General features: G+C 43.4%; 28 protein-coding genes. 9 read left to right on the forward strand and 19 right to left on the reverse strand.

Annotated elements, in window-relative coordinates:
• Positions 1-129: 129 nt before the first annotated feature.
• The 4 genes from ACW689_RS17330 to gpsA are packed head-to-tail and all read left to right on the forward strand — an operon-like array spanning position 130 to position 2,375.
• Positions 130-561: a rhodanese-like domain-containing protein gene (locus ACW689_RS17330; protein WP_476293274.1), complete on the forward strand. Its 432-nt coding sequence runs from the start codon at positions 130-132 to the stop codon at positions 559-561.
• Positions 562-574: 13 nt separating this feature from the next.
• A complete protein-coding gene (gene grxC / locus ACW689_RS17335; protein WP_476293275.1) occupies positions 575-832 on the forward strand; it encodes a glutaredoxin 3 in 258 nt (85 codons plus the stop codon).
• A 37-nt stretch (positions 833-869) separates the two neighbouring features.
• Positions 870-1,364 (forward strand): protein-export chaperone SecB, encoded by a 495-nt coding sequence (gene secB / locus ACW689_RS17340; protein WP_476293276.1) that lies wholly within the window; start codon positions 870-872, stop codon positions 1,362-1,364.
• 3 nt (positions 1,365-1,367) lie between these two features.
• Positions 1,368-2,375 carry an NAD(P)H-dependent glycerol-3-phosphate dehydrogenase gene (gene gpsA / locus ACW689_RS17345; protein WP_476293277.1) on the forward strand — a complete coding sequence of 336 codons (1,008 nt, stop codon included), beginning with the start codon at positions 1,368-1,370 and terminating at the stop codon, positions 2,373-2,375.
• Between the two features lie 14 nt (positions 2,376-2,389).
• Here the strand turns inward: gpsA and trmL are convergent, their stop codons facing one another.
• Entirely contained in the window at positions 2,390-2,854 is a 465-nt protein-coding gene (gene trmL / locus ACW689_RS17350; protein ID WP_476293279.1) for a tRNA (uridine(34)/cytosine(34)/5-carboxymethylaminomethyluridine(34)-2'-O)-methyltransferase TrmL, read from the reverse strand.
• Between the two features lie 208 nt (positions 2,855-3,062).
• Here trmL and ACW689_RS17355 point away from each other — a divergent pair, with 208 nt between their 5' ends.
• Positions 3,063-3,926 carry a cation diffusion facilitator family transporter gene (locus ACW689_RS17355; protein ID WP_476293330.1) on the forward strand — a complete coding sequence of 288 codons (864 nt, stop codon included), beginning with the start codon at positions 3,063-3,065 and terminating at the stop codon, positions 3,924-3,926.
• On the opposite strand, the gene ACW689_RS17360 is transcribed toward ACW689_RS17355, so the two are convergent.
• Genes ACW689_RS17360 through ACW689_RS17370 form a run of 3 tightly spaced genes read right to left on the reverse strand, consistent with a single transcriptional unit; the run spans position 3,875 to position 6,913 of the window.
• Positions 3,875-4,840, reverse strand: coding sequence for an alpha/beta fold hydrolase (locus ACW689_RS17360; RefSeq protein WP_476293281.1), 966 nt, complete (start codon positions 4,838-4,840; stop codon positions 3,875-3,877). The genes ACW689_RS17355 and ACW689_RS17360 overlap by 52 nt on opposite strands.
• Complete coding sequence (locus ACW689_RS17365; protein WP_476293282.1) at positions 4,837-6,225, reverse strand: ATP-binding protein; 1,389 nt, start codon at positions 6,223-6,225, stop codon at positions 4,837-4,839. The genes ACW689_RS17360 and ACW689_RS17365 overlap by 4 nt, the downstream gene beginning before the upstream one ends.
• A 1-nt stretch (position 6,226) precedes the next feature.
• Positions 6,227-6,913 (reverse strand): response regulator, encoded by a 687-nt coding sequence (locus ACW689_RS17370; protein ID WP_476293284.1) that lies wholly within the window; start codon positions 6,911-6,913, stop codon positions 6,227-6,229.
• Positions 6,914-7,066: 153 nt separating this feature from the next.
• Between ACW689_RS17370 and ACW689_RS17375 the strand changes: the two genes are divergently transcribed.
• Positions 7,067-7,495 carry a Spy/CpxP family protein refolding chaperone gene (locus ACW689_RS17375; protein ID WP_476293286.1) on the forward strand — a complete coding sequence of 143 codons (429 nt, stop codon included), beginning with the start codon at positions 7,067-7,069 and terminating at the stop codon, positions 7,493-7,495.
• A gap of 66 nt (positions 7,496-7,561) precedes the next feature.
• Here the strand turns inward: ACW689_RS17375 and yacG are convergent, their stop codons facing one another.
• The 8 genes from yacG to nadC form a co-directional block, all read right to left on the reverse strand.
• Positions 7,562-7,807 (reverse strand): DNA gyrase inhibitor YacG, encoded by a 246-nt coding sequence (gene yacG / locus ACW689_RS17380; protein WP_476293288.1) that lies wholly within the window; start codon positions 7,805-7,807, stop codon positions 7,562-7,564.
• Positions 7,808-7,887: 80 nt separating this feature from the next.
• Positions 7,888-9,573 carry a type IV-A pilus assembly ATPase PilB gene (gene pilB / locus ACW689_RS17385; protein WP_476293290.1) on the reverse strand — a complete coding sequence of 562 codons (1,686 nt, stop codon included), beginning with the start codon at positions 9,571-9,573 and terminating at the stop codon, positions 7,888-7,890.
• Between the two features lie 92 nt (positions 9,574-9,665).
• Complete coding sequence (gene coaE / locus ACW689_RS17390) at positions 9,666-10,289, reverse strand: dephospho-CoA kinase (protein WP_476293292.1); 624 nt, start codon at positions 10,287-10,289, stop codon at positions 9,666-9,668.
• A gap of 6 nt (positions 10,290-10,295) precedes the next feature.
• Positions 10,296-11,180 (reverse strand): prepilin peptidase, encoded by an 885-nt coding sequence (locus ACW689_RS17395; protein ID WP_476293294.1) that lies wholly within the window; start codon positions 11,178-11,180, stop codon positions 10,296-10,298.
• A gap of 27 nt (positions 11,181-11,207) precedes the next feature.
• The gene (locus ACW689_RS17400; protein WP_476293295.1) at positions 11,208-12,434 is read right to left on the reverse strand and encodes a type II secretion system F family protein; all 1,227 of its coding nucleotides are present in this window, start codon (positions 12,432-12,434) and stop codon (positions 11,208-11,210) included.
• A gap of 1 nt (position 12,435) precedes the next feature.
• Positions 12,436-12,873, reverse strand: a complete 438-nt coding sequence (locus ACW689_RS17405) for a pilin (RefSeq protein WP_476293297.1) — start codon at positions 12,871-12,873, stop codon at positions 12,436-12,438.
• Between the two features lie 21 nt (positions 12,874-12,894).
• On the reverse strand, positions 12,895-13,311 hold the full coding sequence (locus ACW689_RS17410) for a pilin (RefSeq protein WP_476293299.1): 417 nt from the start codon (positions 13,309-13,311) through the stop codon (positions 12,895-12,897).
• A 243-nt stretch (positions 13,312-13,554) separates the two neighbouring features.
• Positions 13,555-14,412, reverse strand: a complete 858-nt coding sequence (gene nadC / locus ACW689_RS17415; protein ID WP_476293301.1) for a carboxylating nicotinate-nucleotide diphosphorylase — start codon at positions 14,410-14,412, stop codon at positions 13,555-13,557.
• Positions 14,413-14,549: 137 nt separating this feature from the next.
• On the opposite strand from nadC, the gene ampD reads away from it, so the two are divergent.
• Together ampD and ampE are read left to right on the forward strand one after the other, a co-directional pair.
• Complete coding sequence (ampD, locus tag ACW689_RS17420) at positions 14,550-15,089, forward strand: 1,6-anhydro-N-acetylmuramyl-L-alanine amidase AmpD (RefSeq protein WP_476293302.1); 540 nt, start codon at positions 14,550-14,552, stop codon at positions 15,087-15,089.
• Positions 15,090-15,102: 13 nt separating this feature from the next.
• Positions 15,103-15,951: a beta-lactamase regulator AmpE gene (gene ampE, locus ACW689_RS17425; RefSeq protein WP_476293304.1), complete on the forward strand. Its 849-nt coding sequence runs from the start codon at positions 15,103-15,105 to the stop codon at positions 15,949-15,951.
• A 67-nt stretch (positions 15,952-16,018) separates the two neighbouring features.
• Here the strand turns inward: ampE and ACW689_RS17430 are convergent, their stop codons facing one another.
• A complete protein-coding gene (locus tag ACW689_RS17430; protein ID WP_476293305.1) occupies positions 16,019-18,517 on the reverse strand; it encodes a PilZ domain-containing protein in 2,499 nt (832 codons plus the stop codon).
• A gap of 206 nt (positions 18,518-18,723) precedes the next feature.
• On the opposite strand from ACW689_RS17430, the gene radA reads away from it, so the two are divergent.
• Positions 18,724-20,094 carry a DNA repair protein RadA gene (radA, locus tag ACW689_RS17435; RefSeq protein WP_476293307.1) on the forward strand — a complete coding sequence of 457 codons (1,371 nt, stop codon included), beginning with the start codon at positions 18,724-18,726 and terminating at the stop codon, positions 20,092-20,094.
• A gap of 99 nt (positions 20,095-20,193) precedes the next feature.
• On the opposite strand, the gene serA is transcribed toward radA, so the two are convergent.
• The 6 genes from serA to ACW689_RS17465 form a co-directional block, all read right to left on the reverse strand.
• Positions 20,194-21,423 (reverse strand): phosphoglycerate dehydrogenase, encoded by a 1,230-nt coding sequence (gene serA, locus ACW689_RS17440; protein WP_476293309.1) that lies wholly within the window; start codon positions 21,421-21,423, stop codon positions 20,194-20,196.
• Positions 21,424-21,435: 12 nt separating this feature from the next.
• Positions 21,436-22,089, reverse strand: coding sequence for a ribose-5-phosphate isomerase RpiA (rpiA, locus tag ACW689_RS17445; protein ID WP_476293311.1), 654 nt, complete (start codon positions 22,087-22,089; stop codon positions 21,436-21,438).
• 78 nt (positions 22,090-22,167) lie between these two features.
• A complete protein-coding gene (locus ACW689_RS17450) occupies positions 22,168-22,776 on the reverse strand; it encodes a 5-formyltetrahydrofolate cyclo-ligase (protein WP_476293312.1) in 609 nt (202 codons plus the stop codon).
• 12 nt (positions 22,777-22,788) lie between these two features.
• Positions 22,789-23,334: a hypothetical protein gene (locus ACW689_RS17455; protein ID WP_476293313.1), complete on the reverse strand. Its 546-nt coding sequence runs from the start codon at positions 23,332-23,334 to the stop codon at positions 22,789-22,791.
• 134 nt (positions 23,335-23,468) lie between these two features.
• Positions 23,469-24,752 carry a phosphoribosylamine--glycine ligase gene (gene purD, locus ACW689_RS17460; protein ID WP_476293314.1) on the reverse strand — a complete coding sequence of 428 codons (1,284 nt, stop codon included), beginning with the start codon at positions 24,750-24,752 and terminating at the stop codon, positions 23,469-23,471.
• Positions 24,753-24,768: 16 nt separating this feature from the next.
• Positions 24,769-25,608 (reverse strand): class I SAM-dependent methyltransferase, encoded by an 840-nt coding sequence (locus ACW689_RS17465; protein ID WP_476293316.1) that lies wholly within the window; start codon positions 25,606-25,608, stop codon positions 24,769-24,771.
• Positions 25,609-25,641: the final 33 nt, after the last annotated feature.

Here is a 25,641-nt window from a genome sequence, read left to right on the forward strand (position 1 = left end):
TGCTTTGGTCAATGTACAAAGGGCTATACCGAAACGTATGCAAACGTTATACTTCGTGGCTATTCATAATATGTGGGCACGTCACGGACTATCAATGGCGTACTCAACAAGTGTAAAGTTGGAAGGTGCATGGAACAATACATCGAATTTATTGGTAATAACGCGATTCTAAGTGTTATTTGGTTGGCGTTGGTTGTGATGATTGTCGCTAGCTGGTTTAAAAGTAAGTTTTCTGCCATCAGACAAATTAACCCTCAACAGCTTACGTTATTAGTAAACCGTGAAGAGGGGCAAGTCGTTGATATTCGTCCGATGAAAGAGTTTAACGCGGGCAGAATCGCAGGTGCAAAACACTTAAGCGCAGAGAAAGCAAAACAAAATGATTTTGCAGGGCTTGAAAAACAAAAGAACAAACCCATTATAATTGTGTGTACAACAGGCATGACTGCGTCAGGTATAGCGAATACCATGCACAAAGCGGGCTTTGAACACGTATATGTTTTAAATGGTGGCATGGGATCTTGGCAAAGTGCAGGGTTACCAACCACAACAGGAAAGTAACAGAGAGCAGGCCATGACCGACGTTGTAATTTATACTAAAGATTATTGCCCATTTTGCCACCGAGCTAAGGCATTGCTTGATGCTAAAGGTGTAACATACACTGAATATGATATTGGCAAGCAGCCAGAGTTGCGTGACCAAATGATTGAAAAAGCCAATGGCGGTTACACAGTACCGCAGATTTTTATCGGCGAAAAACACATCGGTGGATGTGACGATATGATGGCTATTGAAGCAAAAGGTGAGCTAAACGCTTTGCTTAGTCTATAAACTTATTATTTAAAAATTAAAGAATTTAGGAACACTCATGACAGATCAGAACCAAAACGCCGCAGCAGAACAACAAGAAGGCGCGCAATTCAATATCCAACGTATTTACACAAAAGATGTTTCATTTGAAACGCCTAACTCGCCGGCTATCTTTCAAAAAGAGTGGACGCCTGAAGTTAAACTAGATATGGACACGCGTTCAGACAAGCTAGACAACAACGTATTTGAAGTTGTGTTGTCGCTGACTGTCACTGCGACACTGGGTGAAGAAACAGCATTTTTATGTGAGATCCAACAAGCAGGTATCTTCTCAATCGCTGATTTAGAAGAAGTGCAAATGGCACACATGTTAGGTGCTTTCTGCCCGAACATTTTATTCCCTTATGCACGTGAAACAGTAGCAAGCTTGGTTAACCGTGGTACTTTCCCACAGTTAAATCTAGCACCAGTTAACTTTGACGCTTTGTTTGCACAGTACATGCAGCAACGTGCGGCGCAATCAGCACCAGCTGAGCAAACTGCTGACGCATAATTTATGAGTTCAGTTCAGTCAGCTGTAACTGTTTTAGGGGCGGGGTCTTATGGCACCGCCCTTGCTATTTGTTTCGCCCGTAATGGTCACCATGTCACCTTATGGGGTCGAAATAAAGATGATGTTGCGACGCTTGCAGCTGAGCGTAAAAACCAACGTTATCTGTCTGATATTCCTTTTCCAGATTCTTTGCACTTAGAAGCCGATTTACATAAGGCGGTTAAGGCCAGTGAAGTTGTACTGGTGGTGGTACCAAGTCATGCTTTTGCAGACACGTTAGCGATGATCCGAGAGGATTTGCAACCGGGTGCAAAAGTGGCGTGGGCAACCAAAGGGTTAGAGCCTGATACTGGTCGTTTGTTGCAAGAAGTTGCACAGCAACAGTTGGGTGAGAGTGTACCACTGGCTGTACTTTCCGGACCAACGTTTGCTAAAGAAATGGCTGCAGGGCTGCCAACGGCAATTTCTGTCGCGGCAACGCAGAGTGAATTCGCGACTCAGCTCGCTAAGTTATTGCATTGTGGCCGTTCTTTCCGTGTATACAATAACGATGATTTCATTGGTATCCAACTTGGCGGTGCGGTGAAAAACGTGATTGCGATTGGCGCGGGCATGTCGGATGGCTTTGGCTTCGGCGCGAATGCAAGAACAGCGCTGATCACTCGAGGCCTTGCAGAATTATGCCGCCTTGGTAAAGCGTTAGGCGCACGTTCAGAGACCTTTATGGGTATGGCTGGATTGGGTGATTTGATCTTAACCTGTACAGACAATCAATCACGTAATCGTCGCTTTGGTTTGGCACTTGGTAAGGGTCTAGGTGTCGATGACGCAATGCAGAGTATTGGCCAGGTGGTTGAGGGTTACCGCAATACCAAAGAAGTGTATTTGCTTGCACAGCGTTCGGGTATTGAAATGCCTATCGTGGAGCAAATTTATCAAGTGCTCTATCAGCAAAAAGATGTCAAAGAAGCCGCTATGGCTTTGTTGAGTAGAGAGCAAAAAGCGGAATAAATTCCGCTTTTTCTTTATTGGGCGTTAGCAAAATCGAGTTGGCGCCAAGATTCATACACAAACACAGCGACTGCATTGGATAAGTTCATGCTGCGGCTGTCTGGGCGCATTGGGATCCTTACTCGTTGTTCTTCTGGCAGTGAGAATATAATCTCCTCTGGTAAGCCACGAGTTTCTGGACCAAATAATAAGCAATCTCCCGCCTGATATTGTGGTTCATGGTGGTATGTCTTACCTTTGGTTGTGCAGGCAAAAACGCGCTTAGGTTGCGCACTGTTGAGATAGTCTTTAAAAGAAGCGTGGCGCTGAACATTGCTAAATTCGTGATAATCTAAACCGGCGCGTTTTACACGTTTGTCATCCCACTCGAAGCCAAGTGGCTCGATTAAGTGCAGGTCATAACCTGTGTTGGCACATAAACGAATGATATTCCCCGTGTTAGGCGGGATCTCTGGTTGGTACAATACAATATCTAACATAGTCACCTCGAAAAAATAGCAGCGCCTAGTATAGCGCAGTGATAAAAGCTGGCTAAGCGTTTTGCGCTTTTATGTCATCAATATTTCACTTCATTTCGCTAAGCTGTACACTTATTAAATATAAATATCGAGGACTTAGTGAGTCCGCTGTAGAACAAAAGGGAAGCTCGTGAAGGCAAGTTATGATGTATTAGTGCGTTTTGCCAGTATGTTTACCATGGCGATGGTCAGTTTGATGATAGCCACGAAATGTTGGGCTTGGTTGTCGTCAGGCAGTGCCGCAATGCTTGGTTCATTGACTGACTCTTTACTCGATATTAGTGCCTCGATGATGAGTTTTCTAGTACTTAGCTATGCTTTGCGCCCCGCGGACGATGATCATCGGTTTGGCCACGGAAAAGCTGAAGCGCTTGCAGGGCTTGGTCAGGCTGCATTTATTGCCGGCTCCGCCAGCCTGTTGGCATTTCATGCGGTTGAGCGGTTAATCAATCCGGTTACTTTGAAACATTCTTTGCTGGGTGTATGGGTGAGTTTATTTGCCATTGTTTGCACCTTGCTGGTGGTTGCGGTTCAGCATCAAGTCGTTAAGCGCACACAATCTGTGGCGGTGAAGGCTGACTCTTTGCATTACAAGGGTGATATATTGTTGAATCTTGCTGTATTGCTGGCGATTTTGTTGTCTTATTATGGGGTGGCTTATGCCGATCCTATCTTTGCGATTGGTGTTGCTGGCTACTTGCTTTATAACTGTTGGGATATCGCCAAAGAAAGCGCGGCACACTTAATGGACAGAGAGTTGCCTGATGAGGAAAAAGCAGAAATTGTCATGTTAGCTTCTAGCCACGAAGATGTGTATGGCGTACACGACTTACGTACGCGACAAAGTGGTAAGGTGAAGTTTATTCAGCTGCACTTGGAGCTAGATGATCATATGCCCTTGATGCGTGCGCACACGGTTGCAGATGAAGTGGTTGCTATTATCCAACAAGCGTTTGATGGGGAATTGGATATTTTAATTCATCAAGATCCTGTATCTTTAGCATTAAACGCTAATGCTTCACAAAAAGCGTAAAACGCTGAGAGCACCTCGTAGCGAATGTCATCTTGCTCACATAACAGTTCATGCCTTGCATTTTTAAATGTTCGCATCTGCACATTTGCGTGCTTCGCAAAGTTTAGTTGTGCGTGATTATCGACAATTTCATCGTGTTCGGCACTGGCAATATAGATTGGGCAATGTATGTTAAGGCTTGGGACCTTTTCAATAAAATTGAAGGCTTGATTAAGCCAACCAAAACTAACGCCGCCTAAAGCGAGTTCAGCTTCCTTTTGGTATAAAGCACGAAAGCGCTGGTAACGAGTATGGCAGTGGGTTAGTTGATTATCAGCAAATGCGACAGGGTTATAATCACTTTGTCCAAAGGCATAATGCTTTCTAAGGCCAATCAAACAAGCTATTCGAGCGGCCCATTTTGCAAGTGTGTAAGGCGTATTATGGGTTTGAATATCGAGCATCGGAGCGGATAAAAAGGCGCCTTCAAAAGCTGGGGAATAACGAGCTAAATAATCACACGAAATGGCAGCCCCCATCGAGTGGGCGAGTAAAAATAGCGGGCCTTTTACATGGGGGTTGACGAGTTGCTCGACAAACAAATGAAGGTCGTCAGCATAATCAGAAAACTGCGGCACATAACCAATGTGTGGGTTGCGGGTTAGGCGCTCTGATAAACCTTGTCCAATATGGTCAAAGGTAAATACAGCTAGGTTATTTTGCGCAAATTCCCATAGTAACTCTTGGTATTTCCAAGCCGACTCAATGCGACCATTGACCAGCACAACATAGTACTTTGCGCCAACTGGCACGTGAGAAGTATAAAATAAACGTCCACGAGTTCCTTCAAAGTAGCCGTGTTGGCATTGCTGCCAATGCTGTTCAATGAGGCTTTGATGCTGTGCAAGTTGGGTGCTGTGGCTGTAAAAAGTCATGTTGGTAATGTTATTGTAACTTTCAACCCATGAGGCTGATTATGATCAAACTCTAAAGTGCCATGGTGCGCGAAAACAGCGCGTTTGGCAATTGCTAAACCTAAACCAATACCGCCGCTATCTCGATTACGGGATTGACTGGTGCGGTAAAACGGCTGACATAACTGTTCTAACGCTTCATCAGATACCCCTTCACCATCATCTTTAATTTCAATGGCTAATTCTTGTTGATTGAGTTGAAAGGTAATATGAATGGATTGGTTGGCATAGCGAATGGCATTACGCAGTACATTTTCAATCGCACTACTGAGTAACTCTCCATCACAAGTCAGTGAAATATCGGGCAATTCATTAAACAAGAGCTGTTTGGACATTTGCTCAGCTTCAAACCTGCCATCGGCTAGCAGGTTATCGAGTAGTGCATTTAAGCTGGTTGGTTGCATATACAATGCTTGTTGACCATGCTCTAGACGTGACAGGGTCAATACATCGGAAAGCATCTTGTCCAAACATTGCGCTTCTTTTTCGATGCGCGCCAAGTAACTCTGTTGCTCGTCATTTGCCAGTTCAGAAGCCAAGGCATTGGCTAGTGATAAACGAGTAAGCGGCGAGCGTAATTCGTGTGATACGTCAGCGAGAAGTTGTTTATGGGTCATCACGCTTTTTTCAAGTTTGTCGGCCATATGGTTGAAATCATGCATGAGTGTTGTGATCTCATCATGTCTGCGCTTGGGGACTGTGACTCGGGCTGTGAGCGTACCCGAAGCGAGTTTCTTTGCGCTAACTCCTAATGCAGTCAAAGGCGCAACTAAGCGGCGGCTGAACAAGATGCTTAAAGCAATCGAAGGCAGCATCACGGCCAATGCTTTTAACCAAAATGGGAGCATTTTCATTTTTGTGAGCAGTGGTGGGTCACGTAGGGGTTTTACTTGAAAAAGTTGATATTGCTCTTGTCCAAGTGTGATGGGAAAGGGCCCGTAGGCGTAGTAACGCTCAGTGACTATAAATTGTGGCTGGGTTGGCTCATCGAGGTGTAATAAAGACAAATCGAGCGAGAGTTTATTATGTTGAGAGCTAATACTTTGCTCGATGTTTTCATGGGCAAGGTAAAGCCATTTTTTTTCAGTAAAACGAGAGTGCTTCAGTACTTTTTCTATCGCCTTCCCCTTTACGTTCACTAATCGCTCAATATTGTGCTGTAGGTGATTGAGTGCATTGAGTAAGTGCCCTTTTAATGGTTTGCTTTCAAGGCGCTCAGGTTGAAACTGACTGAGTACGACTAGCAGCAATAAGATACTCGCTATAGTCAGCCAAAAGCTTAAAAAAGCTTGAAAAAACAAACCTGAAGGTTTGAGCAAAGTCAGTGGTTTTTTCAATTTATGCATCTCATTCGGCCAAAAATACGTAGCCACTACCACGAACGGTTTGGATACAGTTTGCGTCATTATATTTTGCGATCTTCTTTCGCAAGTTGCTGACATGAACATCAATAGAGCGGTCAAAAGGCGCAAGCCTTCTGCCGAGCACTTGTTGACTCAGAGCGTCTTTACTTACTACTTCACCCACTTGGGTCATAAGTTGATAGAGGACTGCAAACTCAGTGCCTGTCAAAGTAAGTTCGTGTTCACAGACATGAACACGCCTTGCTGATTCGTTTAAAGTGACCTGATTAACCGTAAGCTCTTTGATATGTTTATGCTCTTGTTTGACATAATCAATACGCCGGCCAATGGCATTTATTCTAGCGAGCAGCTCTCGATGGTTAAATGGTTTTGGTAGATAATCATCGGCGCCGAGTTCAAGCCCGAAAATACGGTCAAAGTCATCGCCTTTGGCGGTGAGCATGATCACGGGTGTTAGGTGCGTTGCTCTTAGTTTTTTTAGGACTTCAAAGCCATCTAATTTAGGCAGCATAATATCAAGTAAGATCACATCAAATGACTGTGTAATTGCGAGGTGTAGCCCTTGCTCTCCATCAAAAGCCTGAGTGATATGACAGCCTTGGCTGGACAGGTATTCGGCGAGTAAATCGCTTAATGCGCGGTCATCTTCAATTAATAACAGTTTGCTCATAACTTTACTTTTCAACTTACCACTGTGCTCAGTGTACCTCGCCCAAAACTAAATTGCAGAACTTTACACAGCCTTTACATTGCTTTGCGTTACTTTGCATCCAAGTACCTAAGCTAACCATGAACAAACATTACAACCCAAAGGACAACTACAATGAAATTATCAAACTTACTAACTGTATGTACATTATCAGGTTTTTTGTTGGTTAGCGCAGTATCTCAAGCGGGGCAGGGGGGACACCATAAAACGCACTTTTTATTGAGCGAAAAAGCAGCGGTTAAGCTCAATTTGACGAAAGAGCAGCAAAATAAAATCGCAGACATTCTAAAAGAGAAAAAAACCGCAATGATGGCCTTCAAAGAGACGCGAAAAGACAGCAAAGACGAATTTAAAGCGCTGGTAGAAAATGATTACTTTGATGAGCAACAAGCGAAAGCGTTGATTGCAAAAAGCAGTGTGGCAAAAGACAAAGCATTACTTGCAAAATTGAAAAGTAAGCAGCAAATTTGGCAGGTACTAGACCAAGAGCAGCGCGAGAAGCTAGCTAAAATCAAGCACTACAAAAGAAAACGTAGCCATTAATTATTGTGAAGAACGACCCTAAACATAGGGTGTTTAGGGTCGCTCATTTGTCAATTCAAGATAAGGTTACTCTTTAAAAAATGATTCTTCATTTTGTGCCATCATGGCTTCAATTTCCTCAATCATTGCTTGCTGCTCTTGCGGATTTAATTGTGTGTTGGATGTGATAGCAGTTGAGATTTTGTTGTTCTCAAACGACCACTCTCCTAAGTCAATCAATTGGCAGCGTTTAGAGCAAAATGGGCGGTTAGGGCTTTGGTCTGACCAAATTACATCGGCTTGGCAAGTTGGGCATTTTACAACTGTGGGCATTAAACGGCTCCCTTAGCGTGTTTTGCCCACAGTGTAATTAAATTTAGGCTGAGAAGCTAGTTAACCTCAGCTGATGTTAATTAGTAGCTTGTGACCCGGTTGACCTCTTTTAGTGAGGTGAGACCGCTTGCTGCTTTCCTAAGACCTGATGTGCGTAAGTTGGCAAAACCGAGCTTTTGTGCAATTTGCGCTATTTCCTTTGAGTTCCCCCCTGACATGATCAGGTTGGAGATCTCTGGGGTGATCTTAACGACTTCATAAATACCGACCCGACCTTTATAGCCATCGGTACAATGTTCACAGCCTTTAGGGGTAAACAAAGTTATGTCACTTAGTTGATCGTGAGTGAACCCTTGTTTGAGCAACTCTTCTTTGGGCAATATTTCAGGTTCTTTGCAGTTTTTGCATAAACGGCGTGCTAAACGCTGCGCCACAATTAAACTGACTGAGCTGGCAACGTTATAGGCGGGTACGCCCATATTCAGCAAACGAGTGAGTGTTTCTGGTGCCGAATTCGTATGCAGTGTACTCATTACCAAGTGACCGGTTTGTGCGGCTTTGATAGCAATCTCGGCGGTTTCTAAATCTCGGATCTCACCGACCATGATCACATCGGGATCTTGACGTAAAAAAGCTTTCAAAGCATTGGCAAAGGTCATGTCGGCTTTGGGGTTGATCTGTACTTGATTAATGCCTTCTAGATTGATCTCTACCGGATCCTCGGCAGTACTGATGTTTCGCTCTGGCTTATTTAAAATGTTCAAGCCTGCGTATAGTGAAACCGTTTTACCCGAACCTGTAGGGCCGGTCACTAAGATCATCCCTTGCGGTTGTTCAAGGGCCTCTAAGTACATTTGCTTTTGCTCTGGTTCATAGCCGAGTACATCTACGCCCATCATCGCGCTGGATGAGTCTAGGATACGCATTACGATTTTCTCGCCCCACATGGTTGGCATGGTACTGACACGAAAGTCGATACTCTTACGCTCGGAGATCTTTAGTTTTATCCTGCCATCTTGTGGTTTGCGCTTTTCGGCAATATCTAAGCGCGACATCACTTTTATACGGGCGGAGAGACGAGTTGATAAAGTGGTTGGGGGACTTGCCATTTCATGCAATATGCCATCAATGCGAAAACGGATGCGATACTTGTGCTCATAAGGTTCAAAGTGGAGATCTGAGGCGCCTTTTTTTATCGCATCCATGAGTATCTTATTGATGTAGACAATGATAGGGGCATCATCTTTGTCTTTTTCATCATTTGGGTTTTGCAGCGATTTCTGATCATCTTCAATATCGAGATTAGCGAATTCTTGAAATTCATCGTCGCTTAAAGACAAACCTCCCGTTGAATCAAACAGTTGATCAATTTTCTTCTCAAGCTGCTTGTGATCAACCACGACCACATCGCACTGTAAGCCAGTACTAAACTCGAAGTTTTCAAATGCGCCGTAATCAGTGGGATCGGAAGCCGCGATAAAGAGCTTACGGCCCTTTTTAACCAGTGGGAGTACTTGGTGCTTACGGATCAGTTTTTCTTTCACAAGCTCTTCGGGGATCTGAGTGGCATCAAACTCCGTAAGGTCGAACAGGGGAACTCGAAATAAATCGAGGCATTGCTGTGCGAGTTCGGCGCTACTGATCCCGCTACATAAGCAAATTAGCTCAGCGGTAGACTGCGCTTCATTTTGCTTTTTCTTAATTTGCTCAGGGGTAACGCGGCCAAGCGTAATAAACTTTCGAAGTAGCGGTGAATGATGTTCCATAAGCCCTCAGAATAAGACGTGTTAATTGCTTGGTAGCATCAATAAATGAGATGAACGATTAAACTCGGCACAAAGTTCTAAAAAATAAAGCGTTAACTTTGGCTATTCATTGCATTTTGTGATGCCAAAGAGACAAACTGTTGATGCAATACTTCTAACTCATTATACATTTTAGTTAATGATTTATCATTATTTAGTACCGTTTTTGCCCTTGCTTGCTTATCTGCGCGGGACATTTGTGCGGCGATGATTTTACCTACTTGCTCGGCGGGTACATTATCTCTCGTTGCGGTTCGTGTAATTTGCACCTCTACAGGCACGTCAACGAGTAGTGTATGATCACATAACTGGTCGAGATTGTTTTCAAATAATAGTGGCGCAGAGAGCACCACATAGGGACCTTGAGCTTGCGTCAGTTGGTGAATAATTTGGTTTCTGATCAGCGGATGTAGTAATGCTTCAAGCCACGCTTTGCTCTGAGCATCTGCGAAAATGATAGCTCTAAGCTTTGCTCTATCAAGCGAACCGTCCGCTTGTAGAATGTCATCGCCAAACTGCTGAGTAATTGCTTCGAGTCCTTCACTTCCTGCTGCGACCACTTCTCTGGCAATGACATCGGCATCAACAATGGTGATGCCTTTTTCGGCGAGCGCATTGCTGACAGCTGTTTTTCCTGCACCAATACCCCCTGTTAAACCAAGTACCCAATTGCGCATAGTTACCTACTGTTGAATTAAACCAAAATACCAATGATTAATTGCTTCGCCATATAGTAAAGTCAGCCATCCGGCGATAGCCAAATAAGGGCCAAAGGGAATGGGCGTACTCTTGTCTTTGCCTTGCACAGCTAACTGAATAGTGCCAATAATTGCCCCTACTAGGCTTGATAACAACACGATGGTTAAAATAGCTTGCCAGCCGAGCAGGGCTCCAAATATTGCCAGTAACTTAAAATCGCCATAACCCATGCCCTCTTTGCCAGTCATAAGCTTAAATAACCAGTAAACACTCCATAAACTTAAATAACCTAGGGCTGCACCAATAATGGCTTCACTAGAGAGCAATGTGAGCTCAAAGCAGCTTGCAAGGAGTGCTAGCCAAAGTAAAGGTAAGGTAAGTTGGTCCGGTAATAACATATGATCAATGTCGATAAAGATCAGTGCGATTAGCCCCCAAGTAATCATTAAGTAAATGAGCGTATTTAGGTTTGGGCCAAAATGCTGGGCAATTAAGAGTGACGCTAAAGCGGTCCCCAACTCAATCAAGGGATAGCGAATGGAGATAGCCGTTTTGCAGTTAGCACATCGGCCTCTTAAAAACAGCCAACTTAGTAAGGGAATATTATGCCAAGGTTTAATTTTGCTGTCGCAGCTTGGGCAGTGCGAGGCTGGCTTTGCAAGATTAAAGGGCGTTTCTTCATTTATCGGCTCGTTGCTTTGTTGAGTACTTAACAGTGCCGTACACTCGTTACGCCATTGTAGTTGTAACATTTTTGGCACGCGGTAGATGACTACATTTAAAAAGCTACCGATACATAGACTGAAAAGGGCCACAATCAAAAAGAAAAACCATGGCGTGGTTTGCATAAGTTGAAATACGTCAGACATATTTAATTCTAATTATTGAAGCTCAGCTTAAATCACCGAGCCAAGTTGGAATATGGGTAAGTACATGGCAATGATCAAACCGCCGATCAACACACCTAATATCACCATAATAATGGGCTCTAAAAGGCTTGATAAACCGTCCACTAGGTCATCGACTTCTTGTTCAAAAATGTTGGCTACTTTTGCCAACATGCTATCGAGCGATCCTGATTCTTCACCGATGGCGACCATTTGGATCACCATGTCAGGAAATACTGTGGTATTACGCATTGCCCAGTTCATCTGGTTACCTGTGCTAACCTCGGTTTTTATCTCTAAAATCGCATTTCTAAAAATGGCATTACCAGAGGCACCTGCAGCTGACTCTAGCGCATCAATCAAGGGCACACCTGCCGCAAATGTGGTGGATAAAGTACGAGCAAAGCGGGCCACAGCGGCTTTGTGTAAAATATTGCCCACAACGGGGAGGTTGAGCAATAAGCGATCGTTAAAGTTGCGCAGTGGTTTGGAGCGAAATAACATTTCTTTATAGGTGTAACCCGATATTAAAATAACGCTTAAAATTATCCACCAAAACTTTTGCATCATTTCTGAAATGGCAATGACCAATAATGTAAATGCAGGAAGCTCAGCACCAAATCCGGCAAAGATGTCTTTAAATTGCGGCACCACAAAAATCAGCAAAATAGAGGTGACGATCAGCGCGACCACAATGACTGAAATAGGGTAAAACAAAGCCTTACGAATTTTTGATTTAAGTGCTTCGGCCTTTTCTTTGTAAATAGCGATACGCTCAAACACATGGTCCAAGGAACCTGATTGCTCGCCTGATTGCACTAAGTCACAATACAAATCATCAAAATGACGCGGATAGGCGCGTAGTGATTTTGATAGCGGTTGACCTGCGCGTACCTCGTCGGCAATGCTGGTCATGAGCTTTTTAAGGCTTTTGTTATTAATACCCGAACCAATCATATCCAACACTTGAATAAGTGGTACACCCGCCCCCAGCATAGTGGATATCTGCCGAGTGGTCACTGAAATATCTTTGGGGGTGATTTTTGGGCTACGATTGAGGCCAAAAATGGCTTTGGGCTTACGTTTAACTTTTGATGGCGTGATCCCTTGTTTACGCAACTGAGCTTTGACCAGCGCAACACTGGTGCCCGTCATCTCCCCCTCAAGGCGTTTTCCTCGAGTGCTCACGCCCACCCATTGGAAGGTGTCGAGTTGTTGTCCAGTTTCATTTTTCATTTCAGCATAAACCTACATTTATACATGTGCCCGAAGCCTGCCAAGTGAGCGTTTTTTGCGTACTAATGGTTGGCGTCAGAATATAAGTAATCGCCACACCATCATAGGAAAGCGTACTTTTTATATTGATTACGCCGTTGCTAACAGTAGCACTGTCAATGATGTCGTGCTCAATGATTTGTGCTGAGTTATTGGGTGGAATACCTAATTTCCCTGCATCAAAGTCATCCAGTGTTGTGGACTTGCCTGAATGAAAAGCCATTTCAATTGAATTTTTGTATAAGCCAGAGGCCAAAATGACTTCGGAAAATCTTACTCTATCTTCGTAGAGCTTATATTGAGGGATTGCAACCAACATGAGTATGGAGATAATTGCAACGGATACCAGCACCTCTATCAAAGTAAAACCCTTGTATGAAGGCATATATGTCTTTGGCATTGAGGTGCCAGTAACGCTCAATTAGCAGTAACCTTTAGTTAAGCATGTACCGCCTTGTGTCCAAGAAACCGGAGGGGTTACTCCACCAGCGAGTAGTGTATAGGTTGTTCCTGCTAGACTTGAGCTATCCGATTTCCACGTGACGGTGATCAGTCCATTTTCAACGGTAACACCGTGCGCAGTTGTGGTAGTCGTGATTGCTGCAGGGATACCCAATGTGGCTTGGTCTAAAGCGGCAAGATCCGCTGGATTTTTAGTTTGAATTGCAACTTCAACTGCAGTTTTATATGGTGTTGCGGCAAGTATTGCTTCTGCAAATTTCGCTCTATCTGCATAAGTTTGATAAGCAGGTAAAGCTACAGCCGCCAAAATACCGATGATTGCGATTACTATCATTAATTCTATAAGGGTAAAACCACCCTGATTACGTTTTGCCATGATGTGTCTCCTGAAGGAAGTTGTCTAACTCTGTGTATTGTAAGTTAGAAAGATATTAAAATCTTTATCATTTTGCGTGGATATTGACCTTAAGTATAGATTATTTACGGCCAAGTACCTTATTTTATAAGGCACTCAGACATAATGAGTTAACTGCAGGTCGTACTTTTTTCGTATTTAACGGTTTTATTGCTTTTATGTCAAATCATTAATACTAAAAATAATAAAGAACCGAATGATTTATTATGCTGAAAAGCGCATTGATAAATCGATACTCTGTAAGTTTTTGGTCAATGCACCACTTGAGATAAAGTCCACGCCAGCTTGTGCATAAGTGGTTAATTTTTCAAGGGTCATATTACCAGACACTTCCAGTTTAGCTTTGTTTTGAGTCAATTTTACTGCTTGTTGAATATCCGTCACGCTAAAGTTATCAAGCATGATGATATCAGCACCGGCTTGTAGCGCTTGAGTCAGTTCATCTAAGTTTTCAACTTCGACTTCAACAGGTTTATTAGGGTGATTGCTTTTGGCTTTGCTGACGGCGGCAGCAATCCCACCACACGCTGCAATGTGGTTTTCTTTGATTAAAAACGCATCGAATAGACCAATGCGATGGTTTTTACCACCTCCGCAGGTCACCGCGTATTTTTGCAAAGCACGTAACCCTGGGATAGTTTTTCGGGTGTCTAATAACTGGGTTTGGCTGCCCGCTAGCGCTTTAACGTAATGAGCCGTTGTTGTTGCCGTGCCAGATAGCGATTGTACAAAGTTCAGTGCGGTACGCTCGGCAGTTAAGATAGCGCGTGCTGAACCCGTTGCGGTAAATAGTTTTGTGTTGGCACTGACCACGTCACCGTCGTTGACGAGCACATTCACTTTTACTTGTGGGTCAACTTGCTTAAACACTTCCAAAATAAGGTCTTTACCACAAAATACACAGTCTTCTCTAGTGATCACATAGGCGTTTGCCTGTTCATCTTCAGGTATTAATTGTGCGGTAATATCGCCGTCGGCTGCTGATTGGTAGTTTAGATCTTCATTTAGTGCTTGTTTAACCAATAGGCTAATTAATTCATCTGAGATAAGTTGGCTTTGCATCGTTTTGTCACTTGTATCGGCTATTTTGGAGAGAGTAAGAATTTTACTGTGTTGTACGCTTTTACACAATCGTCGCTAGTGAATTTATAGCAAGCTTGATATGGTAACAGTATGAAAGTTAGAGTGCATTTTTAGATATGTCGCTAGATTGGTTAGCAGATGCAACGCCAAGGCCTTGCAGTTTTTATGACAAACGACCAGCACAAGAAATTATCTCCTTATTGGTGGTACATAACATTTCTTTACCAGCTGGGGAATTTGGCACACCCTATGTGGACGATTTGTTTACAGGCAATATAGATTGTACGGCGCATGAAAGTTTTAGTGACTTGCGAGGATTAAAAGTCTCTGCGCATTGTTTTATTCGCAGAAATGGCGAGACCTTACAGTATGTGCCGTTTAGTCAGCGCGCTTGGCATGCGGGTGTTTCTAGTTTCGATGGTCGAGCCAATTGTAATGATTTTAGTATTGGTATTGAACTGGAAGGTACGGATGATATTGCCTATACGTGCGAACAGTATCGCACTTTGATAGCCGTTACAAAGCAATTGATGGTTGCATATCCCGCCATTACGCCTCAACGTATCGTCGGCCATTGTGATATTGCTCCGGGACGTAAAACAGACCCAGGGCCTGCATTTCAATGGTCACAGTTTTTAGATCAACTAGTAGAATAAAGAGCCAAGGAACATGATTTTAATTTCTATCATTTTAGCATTAGCCATAGAACGCTTAGCTGCTCGTGGTAAATATTGGCAAATGAGCCATTATAGCCAAGGATACCTGATGCAAAGCCGCCAAATTTCGCCTTGTAAATCGTGGTTAAATTCAGGTATTGGCTTTTTAGTCTGGCTGGTGCTACCCAGTATCGCTGTGGCGTTTGTTTATGAGTGGGTCGACTTTATTTTGCCTCAACTTGTGCTTAATGTTGCTATTTTGCTGATTTGCTTTGGATGTGCACAACAAAGAGAGCGATACAAAAGCTACTTAAATGCCCTGACCAGAGGCGACACCGAAGCAGCCACGCTATATGCACTGCAAATGGGCCAAAAGCATACAGAAACCGAAGAGAATGGCGAATGGTTCGGGCAAACATTAGTTTGGATTAATTTCCGTCATTATTGCGCCGTATTGTTTTGGTTTGTGGTATTGGGCGCCCCTGGCGCTGTTTTATATGCGTTATCGCGTACTTTATTGGAAGATATGACTGATAAAGAGCATGCTTTATCAGGCCATCAAAGCCGCTTGAGTTGGTTTATGCATTGTCTGGATTGGTTACCAGCACGGATCGCAAGCTTTGGTTATTTGATTATTGGTAACTTTTCCAAAGGAACTAGCTGTTGGATTAAGTATGTACTTGATTTCAAAGTATCTAATCGATGCGTTGTCACATCAACGGCGCTGGCTGCCGAGCAGATCGAACAACATTATTTTGGTTGTACGTACGAAGCGACCTGTATGATGCGTTTGGTTAAGCGCAATATTTTGTTTTATTTGGTCTTGATTGCACTGCTCACGTTATTTGGAAATTTAGCTTAATTTGCTGCTGTGTTGAGCCATCGTTAAAAAAGGAGAGCACCCTTGCTCTCCTTTTTAGTGGCAGAGTTTATTTTACTAAACTTTTCAGCCAGCTTTGTTTGCGCAAGCGCATGGCGGTGAGCAATTTATTGTCTACATCCATAGTACGGACATACTCATCGCTAATATCAATTAAGTCACACACACCCGTTACCGCCCAAAGCGCTTCTTCCAGCTCTTTTGCTTTATGCATAGCATAATGGCTGACATAACGTAGTTCATTGGCTAAGTAGTCGGTATCAGGGCGGCCTGTTTTTGAAACATGTAAGTGAAACACAAAAAGCATTTGCTTTGTCACTGCTTTTTTCAAAAATAGTGCAAGTGACTCATGTGACTCATCCTGCGCTAAGCAATGGCTTTTTACTGCCGATGACAAATTAGCTTCATTAGGATCAAAGCTCACGAACAAGGTATATTTGAGCGGTTTACTCTTACGACTGTGTTTACGTAATACTTCGGTTAGGTGGTTTTCAATAAAGCCGCTTGGAAAGAGAGGCTTAATATTGAGCTGTTCTTTTTTACCTTGATGGTAGTACATGAAAAGCTTATGAATAGGCGTAGGGTATAAGCCAATACCTACAGCACCCAGTGTGAAATAGGACGTTTCTTTGTGCAAATAAAACGGAAATTGGCAGACACTTTTTGTCACCATATTTCTAAGCGCAGTTGAGAGGCCAGGGATCCGTGGCGCCTCTTTGCAAGGTGTGAGCTTATCTTTGTTGCTATCAATGAGCACTTTGAAAAATTCACTTGCCACTTGCACTAAGTCAGTGAGCTTGGCGACTTTCAAATTGATGATGGTTTTTGCCTTGCTTACCGCGACCACTTCGTAGCGTAAGTGCTTCAACTCATATTGCTTGGTAATTTTTTGTAGATCGGGCAAATCGAGATGAATAATATCCCCTTTTTTCAAAGCTGTGGGTTCGCTTAATTCGACCTGTAAGCCCATTTGAGAAAAGTCTAAAGTATGTCCACGCGCTTCGCCTTGATGTTCGACATGAATGACCACACTTGTTTTGTATAAATAGCGTTTGTGCGCACGTAAGTTTACATATTCTAAAGAAATAACTTCCAGTTTAGGAGGGGAAGTTGCTTTGCCTTTGCCAAAAACTTTTAACTGGTTAACAAGCGCTTTGTTGAATGTTGTTTGGGCATAGATCTCAGTTTGGTGTTTTGTGGTGATGTCAGTCAAAAGTACCAAGTATTTCACATCTTTGATAAGCCCCTCTACTCTCGGAGTAGGGCGCTTGTTGAGTTTTTCAATATTTTTGCTGGCATTGGTCGGTAAAGACAGTGGAATAAACGCGTCTTCATGGTGACTTGGCATAAGCTGCACTTTAAAGGTTCGCCAGCTATTTTTTTGCGCGCCATAGCCGATGAATAATGCGCGTAGCTCAGACTGTTTTGCTAACTCAAAATCAAATGCAGAGTAATGATATATTTTACCGCTTTTGATATGCGTGAAGCAGTATAACGTCGCTTCTTTTACTGCGTTAGGCAATGCAAGTAGGTTATTTATGCGGCTTTGCGATAACACCTGATACAAGCAAGAGTTTTTGCTTTCATCTTCAAAGTAGTAATTGATAAAAGCATTATTTTCATTGGTCAACGCGAGTTTAGGTATCAGATGAGCGCCAATTTGTGAGAAAAACACAAATAATGAACAGACGCGAGGTTGGTAGTATTGCTCATAACTTTTACAAACAATGGCATCCATTGTGTTATCAAGGTTCACTTTATAGCGGCGTTTGTTACCATGAATAAAACTATTTAAAAATTCATCAAAAGAGCTGCTGTTTTCTACAAAGGTTCTTTTCAGCCGCACGTGCTGGTTTTTGCCTGCAATAGGCTCCGTTGCGACAACTTCATACTGGATACCATTTTTCAAACCCAGTTCAAATTCTTGCTCTAAACCAATTAATCTAATGCTGACCAATTGTCCGGGTTGAACTCTTTCGCTAGCGGGAATTTTTATTTTGGCGCCGCTTAGAGAAATATCGGAAGTGGTCCCATTGGCTGTATGGCCTTTATCCAACTCAATCGAAATTTTGATTGAGTAGTTCATCCGCTCTTCAATACGACTTTCATAAGAGGCAAAACGCACTAACTTTGCATGATTTGGTAGCTCTGGCACAACATCTTCTGCGGTTGTTTCTTCACTTTGCGCTTTTTTTTGCATGACCCGATAGTTATTTTCGGTTTGCATGACCTCTTCGTATACCGCAAGCGTATATTTGCCGTAACGAGCAATTTCTCTTTCAAACACTTCAATGGCTACATCATCCATAAAGTGCTGTTTGCCTTCATATTCATAAGGTTTAACGTCGCCAGCTACATGGCCACGCAAGTCAATGAAGCGAGCAATAGGTTGTGATAAGCGAGACATTTCCATCTTCAGCAAGAATCTATCTGGCTTGGAAATATCTTTAGTCATTTGATCAAAAAACTTATCAAAGTCAGGTGAACCTAGCTGTGATTTAAGCTCTTTGATCAAAGGCTGATATTGTTGTAGCTTATCTTCAGGCATAATGACCCATTGTTTTTTCTCTATTCAAGCCGTTAGGCTTATTCGTTATTATAGTTATATCAAGTCAAAACTATGACAATATTAAAGCATAGTTAATTTATTCTAAACAATTCTGTTAACTTAAAGTGCTAGGGCTGCTAAAAAGGCCGCCATATTACCTAGCGATTAAGTAACTTTTATAACAAGCAAAAAGTGTGCCTCAACTTATGGGAAAAAAGAAAACAGCCTTCGTATGTAGCGATTGTGGTGCTGAATTTGCCAGATGGCAGGGACAGTGCTCAGAGTGTAGAGCATGGAATACGGTAACAGAATTTCGTGTGCCTGCAGTGAAAGCCCCGCCACGTAGTTCGGCAATGGCTGGCTATGCTGGCATGGTGGAAGCTAAGGTACAAACACTAGACGAGGTTAATTTAGAAAGCTTGCCACGTTTCAGCACGGGCTTTAAGGAGTTTGACCGCGTACTGGGTGGAGGGATTGTACCTGGCAGTGCCATTTTGATAGGCGGCTCACCGGGGGCGGGTAAAAGTACCGTGCTTTTACAAACAATGTGTTTATTGGCGCAAAGCATGAATACCTTATATGTCACTGGGGAAGAGTCATTACAACAGGTGGCGATGCGTGCCCACCGTTTAGGGTTACCAACCGATAAACTCAGAACGTTAGCGGAAACCAACGTAGAGACTATCTGCCAACTGGCTTTGCAAGAAAAGCCTAGCATTATGGTCATTGACTCAATTCAGGTTATGCACATGAGCGACGTACAATCTGCACCCGGCAGCGTATCGCAGGTGCGAGAGAGTGCCGCTTATTTGACGCGCTTTGCGAAGCAAAACCAAGTCGCTATTTTTATGGTTGGCCATGTGACAAAAGATGGTACTTTAGCTGGACCAAAAGTGCTAGAACACTGTATTGATTGCTCTATTCTACTGGAAGGCAGCTCAGATAGTCGCTTTCGTACGTTGCGAGGCAATAAGAACCGATTTGGCGCAGTAAACGAACTTGGTGTGTTTGCTATGACAGGGCAGGGCCTCAAAGAAGTCAGTAATCCCTCGGCGATATTCTTAAATCGAGGGGAAGAGCAAACACCAGGTTCTTTGGTTATGGTGATCTGGGAAGGAACTCGCCCATTATTGGTTGAAGTTCAAGCTTTAGTCGATTACTCACAGTTAGCCAATCCAAGGCGGGTAACCGTAGGCTTAGAGCAAAATCGTTTGGCGATGTTGCTTGCCGTGTTGCATCGTCATGGTGGTTTGCAAGTGGCGGATCAAGATGTGTTTGTGAACGTGGTTGGTGGTGTAAAGGTATCTGAAACCAGTGCTGATCTGGCCTTGATAGTGGCACTGGTATCGAGCTTTAAAAACTATGCGCTAGATCGTCAGCTGGTGGTTTTTGGAGAAGTGGGTTTAGGGGGAGAGATCCGTCCCGTGCCATCGGGTCAAGAGCGTCTCAAAGAGGCGGCAAAGCATGGTTTTAAACGTGCGATCGTGCCCAGTGCCAATAAACCGAAAGAGTCGATAGAAGGCATGGAAGTGATAGCGGTGAACAGTTTAAGTGAGGCGCTTGATGCACTTTTCTAGCAAGCAGCAGCTGATACCAACCCTCAAATTAAGCGAATTGGTATGAAAACAAAAAAGCCGCTGGTAAGCGGCTTTTTAGATCATATTTTATCGAGATGATCAGTGTAAGATCCTTGCGCGGATTGTGCCTTCCACCGCACTGAGTTCTTTTAATGCGACTTCAGAGTGGTCGCTATCCACATCAATAACCACATAACCAATAGTATCGTCAGTTTGTAGGTACTGCGCAGCAATGTTAATGCCGTGCTGGGCAAACGCTTGGTTAATTTGTGTTAGCACACCAGGGCGGTTTTGGTGCACGTGTAATAAACGGCTACGGTTAGCCAGTTCAGGTAAGGCAACTTCAGGGAAATTAACGGCGCTGAGTGTTGAGCCATTATCTGAGTATTTAGCGATTTTACCGGCAACTTCAATACCTATATTTTCTTGTGCTTCTTGTGTTGAACCACCCACGTGTGGTGTCAAAATGACGTTATCAAACTCACGCAGTGGAGAGACAAACTCTTCATCGTTTGATTTAGGTTCAACAGGGAATACATCAATGGCTGCACCAGCTAGTTTTTTATCTCTCAGAGATTCAGCTAATGCATCAATGTCAACAACGGTGCCGCGAGAGGCATTAATTAAGATTGCCCCTTGTTTCATCACTTCAAGCTCCGCCATACCAATTAAATTTTTGGTCGATGACGTTTCTGGAACATGTAAACTGACCACATCTGAGCGTTGTAACAGTTGAGTCATATTTTGAATTTGCTGTGCGTTACCTAAAGTGAGTTTGTCTTCGATGTCATAAAATTCCACTTTCATGCCGATATTTTCAGCCATAATGCCAAGCTGAGTACCGATATGACCGTATCCTATGATCCCCAGTGTTTTTCCGCGCGCTTCGTATGAGCCGATGGCTGACTTAAACCACTCGCCACGGTGTGCCATGGCATTACGCTGCGGAATACCGCGTAACAATAACAAAATTTCTCCAAGCACTAATTCAGCAACAGAACGCGTGTTAGAAAATGGCGCATTAAAGACGGCGATACCTCGTTCTTTGGCTGCTTGCAGATTGACTTGGTTAGTACCAATACAGAAACAACCTACTGCAACCAGCTTTTCAGCGGCATCAAGCACAGACTCAGTTAGGTGGGTGCGTGAGCGAATACCAACGAAGTGGGCGTCTTTAATGCGGTCTTTAAGTTCAATTTCAGGTAAGGAGGTTTTAACATAGTCAATATTACTATAGCCATTACGCTTAAGCGTTTCTACAGCACTTTGATGCACACCTTCTAGTAGCAAGATCTTAATTTTATCTTTTGCTAACGATACCTTACTCATGACTTTTTCCTGTTAATTAATTTTTGGCCCTTGCTCAGTGCCAGTAATAACAATATCAGCGCCGCGATGGGCAAATAAGCCATTGGTTACAACGCCGACAATTTGATTAATTGTTTGTTCCAGCTCTTTAGGTGATTGAATTTGCAGGCCATGTACATCAAGAATGACATTGCCATTATCTGTTACCACACCTTGGCGATACACTGGATCACCACCGAGCTTCAGTAGCTCACGAGCAACATAACTGCGCGCCATCGGGATCACTTCAACTGGAAGTGGAAATGCTCCTAAGGTGTCTACATGCTTGCTCGAATCTACAATACATATGAATTTTTTGGCGACGGCTGCAACGATTTTTTCTCGTGTTAACGCAGCGCCACCGCCTTTAATCATATCGTTGCTCGCATTGATCTCATCAGCACCATCTACGTATACATCTAGCGTATCCACATGATTTAACTCAAACACTTCAATACCCAGTGCTTTTAGTTTTTCTGTTGATGCTTCAGAGCTTGATACTGCACCTTTAATTTGCTCTTTAATGCTGCCCAATGCATCAATAAAGTGGTTAACAGTTGAGCCTGTGCCAACACCCACTATGGTATCTTTTTCAATGTATTGCAGAGCAGCCCATGCCGCGGCTTTTTTCATTTCATCTTGGGTCATTACGTAATTCACTGTGTTGTCAAAAATAACAGCGTCAGTATATCGTAATTGTGCGCCTAAAATGAGCTTGTTTGTCTCTTACCACTGATAAAATTTGCTGGGCGTAATAATTTGCTGCAAAGGCACATCCCACGCTTCTGTTGGCAGTTGTTCAACTTTCTGAATGTCATGAGCAAGACCGATTAATTCAGGCTTGGTCATCGCTTCTTTGTAGTATCTTGCCAACGTTTTATCATAGTATCCGCCTCCCATACCTAGTCGGTTGCCTTGTTCGTCAAAAGCGACGAGGGGCATGAGTAGATAATCTAGCTCATAAAGCGGACAAATATGACTGCAATTCAACTGTGGTTCCAAGATAGCATAGCGATTTAGCTTCATGGGTGAATTTTCTTCATATTTCTGGAAGAGTAATGTGGTGCCATTGAAAGGGTGTATTATGGGCAGGTATACATGGTGATTCATATCTATAAGTGATTGAATTAAAATGGAAGTGTCAAGCTCTCCGTCATTGCTCAAATAGAGTCCAGCCCGGGCGTTTTTAGGGAGTTTTTTATGTTGAAAAAAATTAATGTTAATTTTTTTCGCGGCTTGTTTTTGCTCCGCGTCACTCAAACTTTTGCGAGATTTTCTTATTTTCTTGCGAATTTCTGCACGAGAAAGTGAAGCTGAGAGTTTAGTTATTGTCATGATCACCCAAGTTTACATGTTAAACCATTGCGGATACATGACAGCTGCCGCGAGAACCACAAGCAAAACAACGAGCACGCTGCCAAGCACGTACAACAGCTTTCGTGTAGGCGGCTTCTTGGTTGGCTCGAAATCAACCTCATAGTCTTCGAGAAATTCATCGTCTTGCCAAGACTGTTCAGGATCTTCGGTGACTTGTATTTGCTCAGCTTCTGGTAATCTTTGCTCTAAGTCTTCTAAGCGCTCTTCGATGCGGATCAAGCTGCTTGTAATGTAGTCAAGGGCTTCAAAAATACGCTCATCACGCTGGCTTTGCATTGAACTTGTATTATTACTCTCGATAGCAACAAGCTTGGCTTTAATACCTAAACTGGCTAGTAATTTAGCCTGCTTCATGCATTTGCTTTTGTCCGCTGGCGCAAACAAAGGCTTACCAGCTAAGAATGCATCTGCTTTTTGTGCCGTTATATTTAACTTGGTTGATAACTTTTGTACGGCTTGCTCTGTTGAGATACTGTCTTCAACTGATACAAATGCAACTCGGTACGTTTGCGACATGATGCCTTCCTTAAACACTGCTAATGCTTTGAGTATACCGAAATTTTTATATGTTGCGAATGTGTTATGAGCGGTTTGAGATTAAAGAAAAGGAAAATAGGCCAGCGTATGCTGGCCCAACAAAACGAAATGGGTTATTGCTCTCTGGCAATGGCGCGATATGCGATATCTGTACGATACTCTACGCCTTCCCAGTGAATGTCTTTTACCAGTGAGTAGGCACGTTTTTGCGCTTCAGTTACTGAGTGGCCTAATGCCGTTGCACAAAGTACACGACCGCCCGCGGTAACAACCTCTTCACCATCCTGCTTAGTGCCAGCGTGGAACACCTTTTCCCCTTCAGGGTAGCTGACTTGTAGACCTGAGATCGCGTCACCTTTAGGGTAGCTGCCCGGATAACCTTTCGCGGCAAGTACCACACCAACAGCGGCACGAGGATCGAATTTGATATCAAACTTATCAAGTTCTTCTCGATTGGCAGCTTCAATCAACTCAACTAAATCTGATTGTAGGCGTAACATGATAGGTTGTGTTTCAGGATCGCCAAAACGACAATTATATTCAATCACTTTTGGCGTGCCATCTGCTGTGATCATTAAGCCAGCATATAAGAATCCGGTGTACGGATTGCCTTCGCTTGCCATGCCTTCCACGGTTGGATTAATAACTTCATCCATAATGCGTTGATGGATCAGAGGAGTCACCACTGGGGCTGGTGAGTATGCGCCCATACCACCTGTATTTGGACCTTCATCGCCATTGTATGCACGTTTATGATCTTGGCTTGTGGCAAATGGCAAAACATTTTTGCCGTCAACCATCACGATAAACGAGGCTTCTTCACCTTCAAGAAATTCCTCAATTACCACACGGCTACCCGCTTCACCAAAGGCGTTGCCTGCCAGCATATCTCGGATAGCTTCTTCAGCTTCGGCTTCTGTCATGGCAACAATGACGCCTTTACCAGCGGCTAAGCCATCAGCTTTAACAACGATTGGTGCACCTTTCTCTTTCAAATACGCCAATGCAGGCTCGACTTGTTCAAAAGTTTGGTACTCTGCTGTTGGAATATCGTGGCGCGCTAAGAAGTCTTTAGTAAATGACTTTGAACCTTCTAGCTGCGCTGCTGCGGCTGTTGGGCCAAAAATCGCTAATCCTTCTTCACGGAAACGGTCAACCACACCAATGACTAATGGCGCTTCAGGGCCAACAATGGTTAATTCAACTTTGTTGTCTTGCGCGAAAGCTACAAGCGCGTCAATGTCTTCAACGCTGATGGCAACATTGCTTAGTTTTGGCTCAAGCGCTGTGCCAGCGTTACCAGGAGCGACGAATACTGTTTTTACTGATGGGTTTTGAGCGGCTTTGAACGCAAGTGCGTGTTCACGGCCGCCACTGCCAATGACGAGTACATTCATGGCGTTTGGTTCCTATTTAAAGCTTTTTAAATTTCAGAGTCATGCGATCGCTTTCCCCAATAGCTTTGTATTTGTCAGCTTGCTCTTCGCCTAAAGCTAAACGTGGTGGTAATGTCCACACGCCTTTAGGGTGATCCGCTGTGTCTTTTGGGTTGGCGTTAATATCGCTTTGTGCTACTAATTCAAAACCTGCTTGTTTAGCTACTTCAATCACATAGCTTTGCTTCATATAACCAGAGCGTTTTTGATCTGTATCTTCTCTGTTTTCTGGTAAGCGGTGTTCAACCACACCTAAAATGCCACCCGGTTTAAGCGCTTTATTAAATGCTTTAAAAGCACTTAGTACACCTTGATGATCTTTTTGCATATACCAGTTGTGCACATTGCGAAAAGTGAGCACCATATCTGCACTGCTAGCAGGCGCTATATCGTTATGAGTGACAGGTGAAAATTCGGTAATTTTCACTTCGCTGAAACGCGTATCTTTAGCCACTTTATCTTTAAAGCCAGCTAAAGAACGTTGGTAGTAGCCAATTTCTGAGTCAGCAGGAAAGTGCGCCGCATAAAAGGTTCCATGGCCCTTAAGTGCAGGTGCTAATACTTCAGTGTACCAACCGCCACCTGGGGCGATTTCGACCACTGTCATTCCTTCTTTCAGACCAAAGAATTCTAAAGTCTCTACTGGGTTGCGGTATTGATCACGAGCGCGGTTTTTTTCTGAACGTTCTGCGCTTTGTGCCGCAGACAGCAGTGCAGTTGAACTTTGTACTGAAGACGCACTGTCATTTGTCGCATTACAGCCAGAAAGAGCGGTAACTATGGTTGCAGCAAGTAGTGTTTTTAAACCAAATTTCATTTTCTGTTCCTTCACTTTTGTGATTGTGTTTTA

The organism is Pseudoalteromonas sp. ABE4_541 (assembly GCF_056312285.1).

What these genes read in the sequence shown, in the direction of transcription:
- ACW689_RS17330 (WP_476293274.1), top strand. Translation starts at nt 130, where the DNA reads ATGGAACAATACATCGAATTTATTGGTAATAACGCGATTCTAAGTGTT.
- grxC (WP_476293275.1), top strand. Translation starts at nt 575, where the DNA reads ATGACCGACGTTGTAATTTATACTAAAGATTATTGCCCATTTTGCCAC.
- secB (WP_476293276.1), top strand. Translation starts at nt 870, where the DNA reads ATGACAGATCAGAACCAAAACGCCGCAGCAGAACAACAAGAAGGCGCG.
- gpsA (WP_476293277.1), top strand. Translation starts at nt 1,368, where the DNA reads ATGAGTTCAGTTCAGTCAGCTGTAACTGTTTTAGGGGCGGGGTCTTAT.
- trmL (WP_476293279.1), bottom strand. Translation starts at nt 2,854, where the DNA reads ATGTTAGATATTGTATTGTACCAACCAGAGATCCCGCCTAACACGGGG.
- ACW689_RS17355 (WP_476293330.1), top strand. Translation starts at nt 3,063, where the DNA reads ATGTTTACCATGGCGATGGTCAGTTTGATGATAGCCACGAAATGTTGG.
- ACW689_RS17360 (WP_476293281.1), bottom strand. Translation starts at nt 4,840, where the DNA reads ATGACTTTTTACAGCCACAGCACCCAACTTGCACAGCATCAAAGCCTC.
- ACW689_RS17365 (WP_476293282.1), bottom strand. Translation starts at nt 6,225, where the DNA reads ATGCATAAATTGAAAAAACCACTGACTTTGCTCAAACCTTCAGGTTTG.
- ACW689_RS17370 (WP_476293284.1), bottom strand. Translation starts at nt 6,913, where the DNA reads ATGAGCAAACTGTTATTAATTGAAGATGACCGCGCATTAAGCGATTTA.
- ACW689_RS17375 (WP_476293286.1), top strand. Translation starts at nt 7,067, where the DNA reads ATGAAATTATCAAACTTACTAACTGTATGTACATTATCAGGTTTTTTG.
- yacG (WP_476293288.1), bottom strand. Translation starts at nt 7,807, where the DNA reads ATGCCCACAGTTGTAAAATGCCCAACTTGCCAAGCCGATGTAATTTGG.
- pilB (WP_476293290.1), bottom strand. Translation starts at nt 9,573, where the DNA reads ATGGAACATCATTCACCGCTACTTCGAAAGTTTATTACGCTTGGCCGC.
- coaE (WP_476293292.1), bottom strand. Translation starts at nt 10,289, where the DNA reads ATGCGCAATTGGGTACTTGGTTTAACAGGGGGTATTGGTGCAGGAAAA.
- ACW689_RS17395 (WP_476293294.1), bottom strand. Translation starts at nt 11,180, where the DNA reads ATGTCTGACGTATTTCAACTTATGCAAACCACGCCATGGTTTTTCTTT.
- ACW689_RS17400 (WP_476293295.1), bottom strand. Translation starts at nt 12,434, where the DNA reads ATGAAAAATGAAACTGGACAACAACTCGACACCTTCCAATGGGTGGGC.
- ACW689_RS17405 (WP_476293297.1), bottom strand. Translation starts at nt 12,873, where the DNA reads ATGCCAAAGACATATATGCCTTCATACAAGGGTTTTACTTTGATAGAG.
- ACW689_RS17410 (WP_476293299.1), bottom strand. Translation starts at nt 13,311, where the DNA reads ATGGCAAAACGTAATCAGGGTGGTTTTACCCTTATAGAATTAATGATA.
- nadC (WP_476293301.1), bottom strand. Translation starts at nt 14,412, where the DNA reads ATGCAAAGCCAACTTATCTCAGATGAATTAATTAGCCTATTGGTTAAA.
- ampD (WP_476293302.1), top strand. Translation starts at nt 14,550, where the DNA reads ATGTCGCTAGATTGGTTAGCAGATGCAACGCCAAGGCCTTGCAGTTTT.
- ampE (WP_476293304.1), top strand. Translation starts at nt 15,103, where the DNA reads ATGATTTTAATTTCTATCATTTTAGCATTAGCCATAGAACGCTTAGCT.
- ACW689_RS17430 (WP_476293305.1), bottom strand. Translation starts at nt 18,517, where the DNA reads ATGCCTGAAGATAAGCTACAACAATATCAGCCTTTGATCAAAGAGCTT.
- radA (WP_476293307.1), top strand. Translation starts at nt 18,724, where the DNA reads ATGGGAAAAAAGAAAACAGCCTTCGTATGTAGCGATTGTGGTGCTGAA.
- serA (WP_476293309.1), bottom strand. Translation starts at nt 21,423, where the DNA reads ATGAGTAAGGTATCGTTAGCAAAAGATAAAATTAAGATCTTGCTACTA.
- rpiA (WP_476293311.1), bottom strand. Translation starts at nt 22,089, where the DNA reads ATGACCCAAGATGAAATGAAAAAAGCCGCGGCATGGGCTGCTCTGCAA.
- ACW689_RS17450 (WP_476293312.1), bottom strand. Translation starts at nt 22,776, where the DNA reads ATGACAATAACTAAACTCTCAGCTTCACTTTCTCGTGCAGAAATTCGC.
- ACW689_RS17455 (WP_476293313.1), bottom strand. Translation starts at nt 23,334, where the DNA reads ATGTCGCAAACGTACCGAGTTGCATTTGTATCAGTTGAAGACAGTATC.
- purD (WP_476293314.1), bottom strand. Translation starts at nt 24,752, where the DNA reads ATGAATGTACTCGTCATTGGCAGTGGCGGCCGTGAACACGCACTTGCG.
- ACW689_RS17465 (WP_476293316.1), bottom strand. Translation starts at nt 25,608, where the DNA reads ATGAAATTTGGTTTAAAAACACTACTTGCTGCAACCATAGTTACCGCT.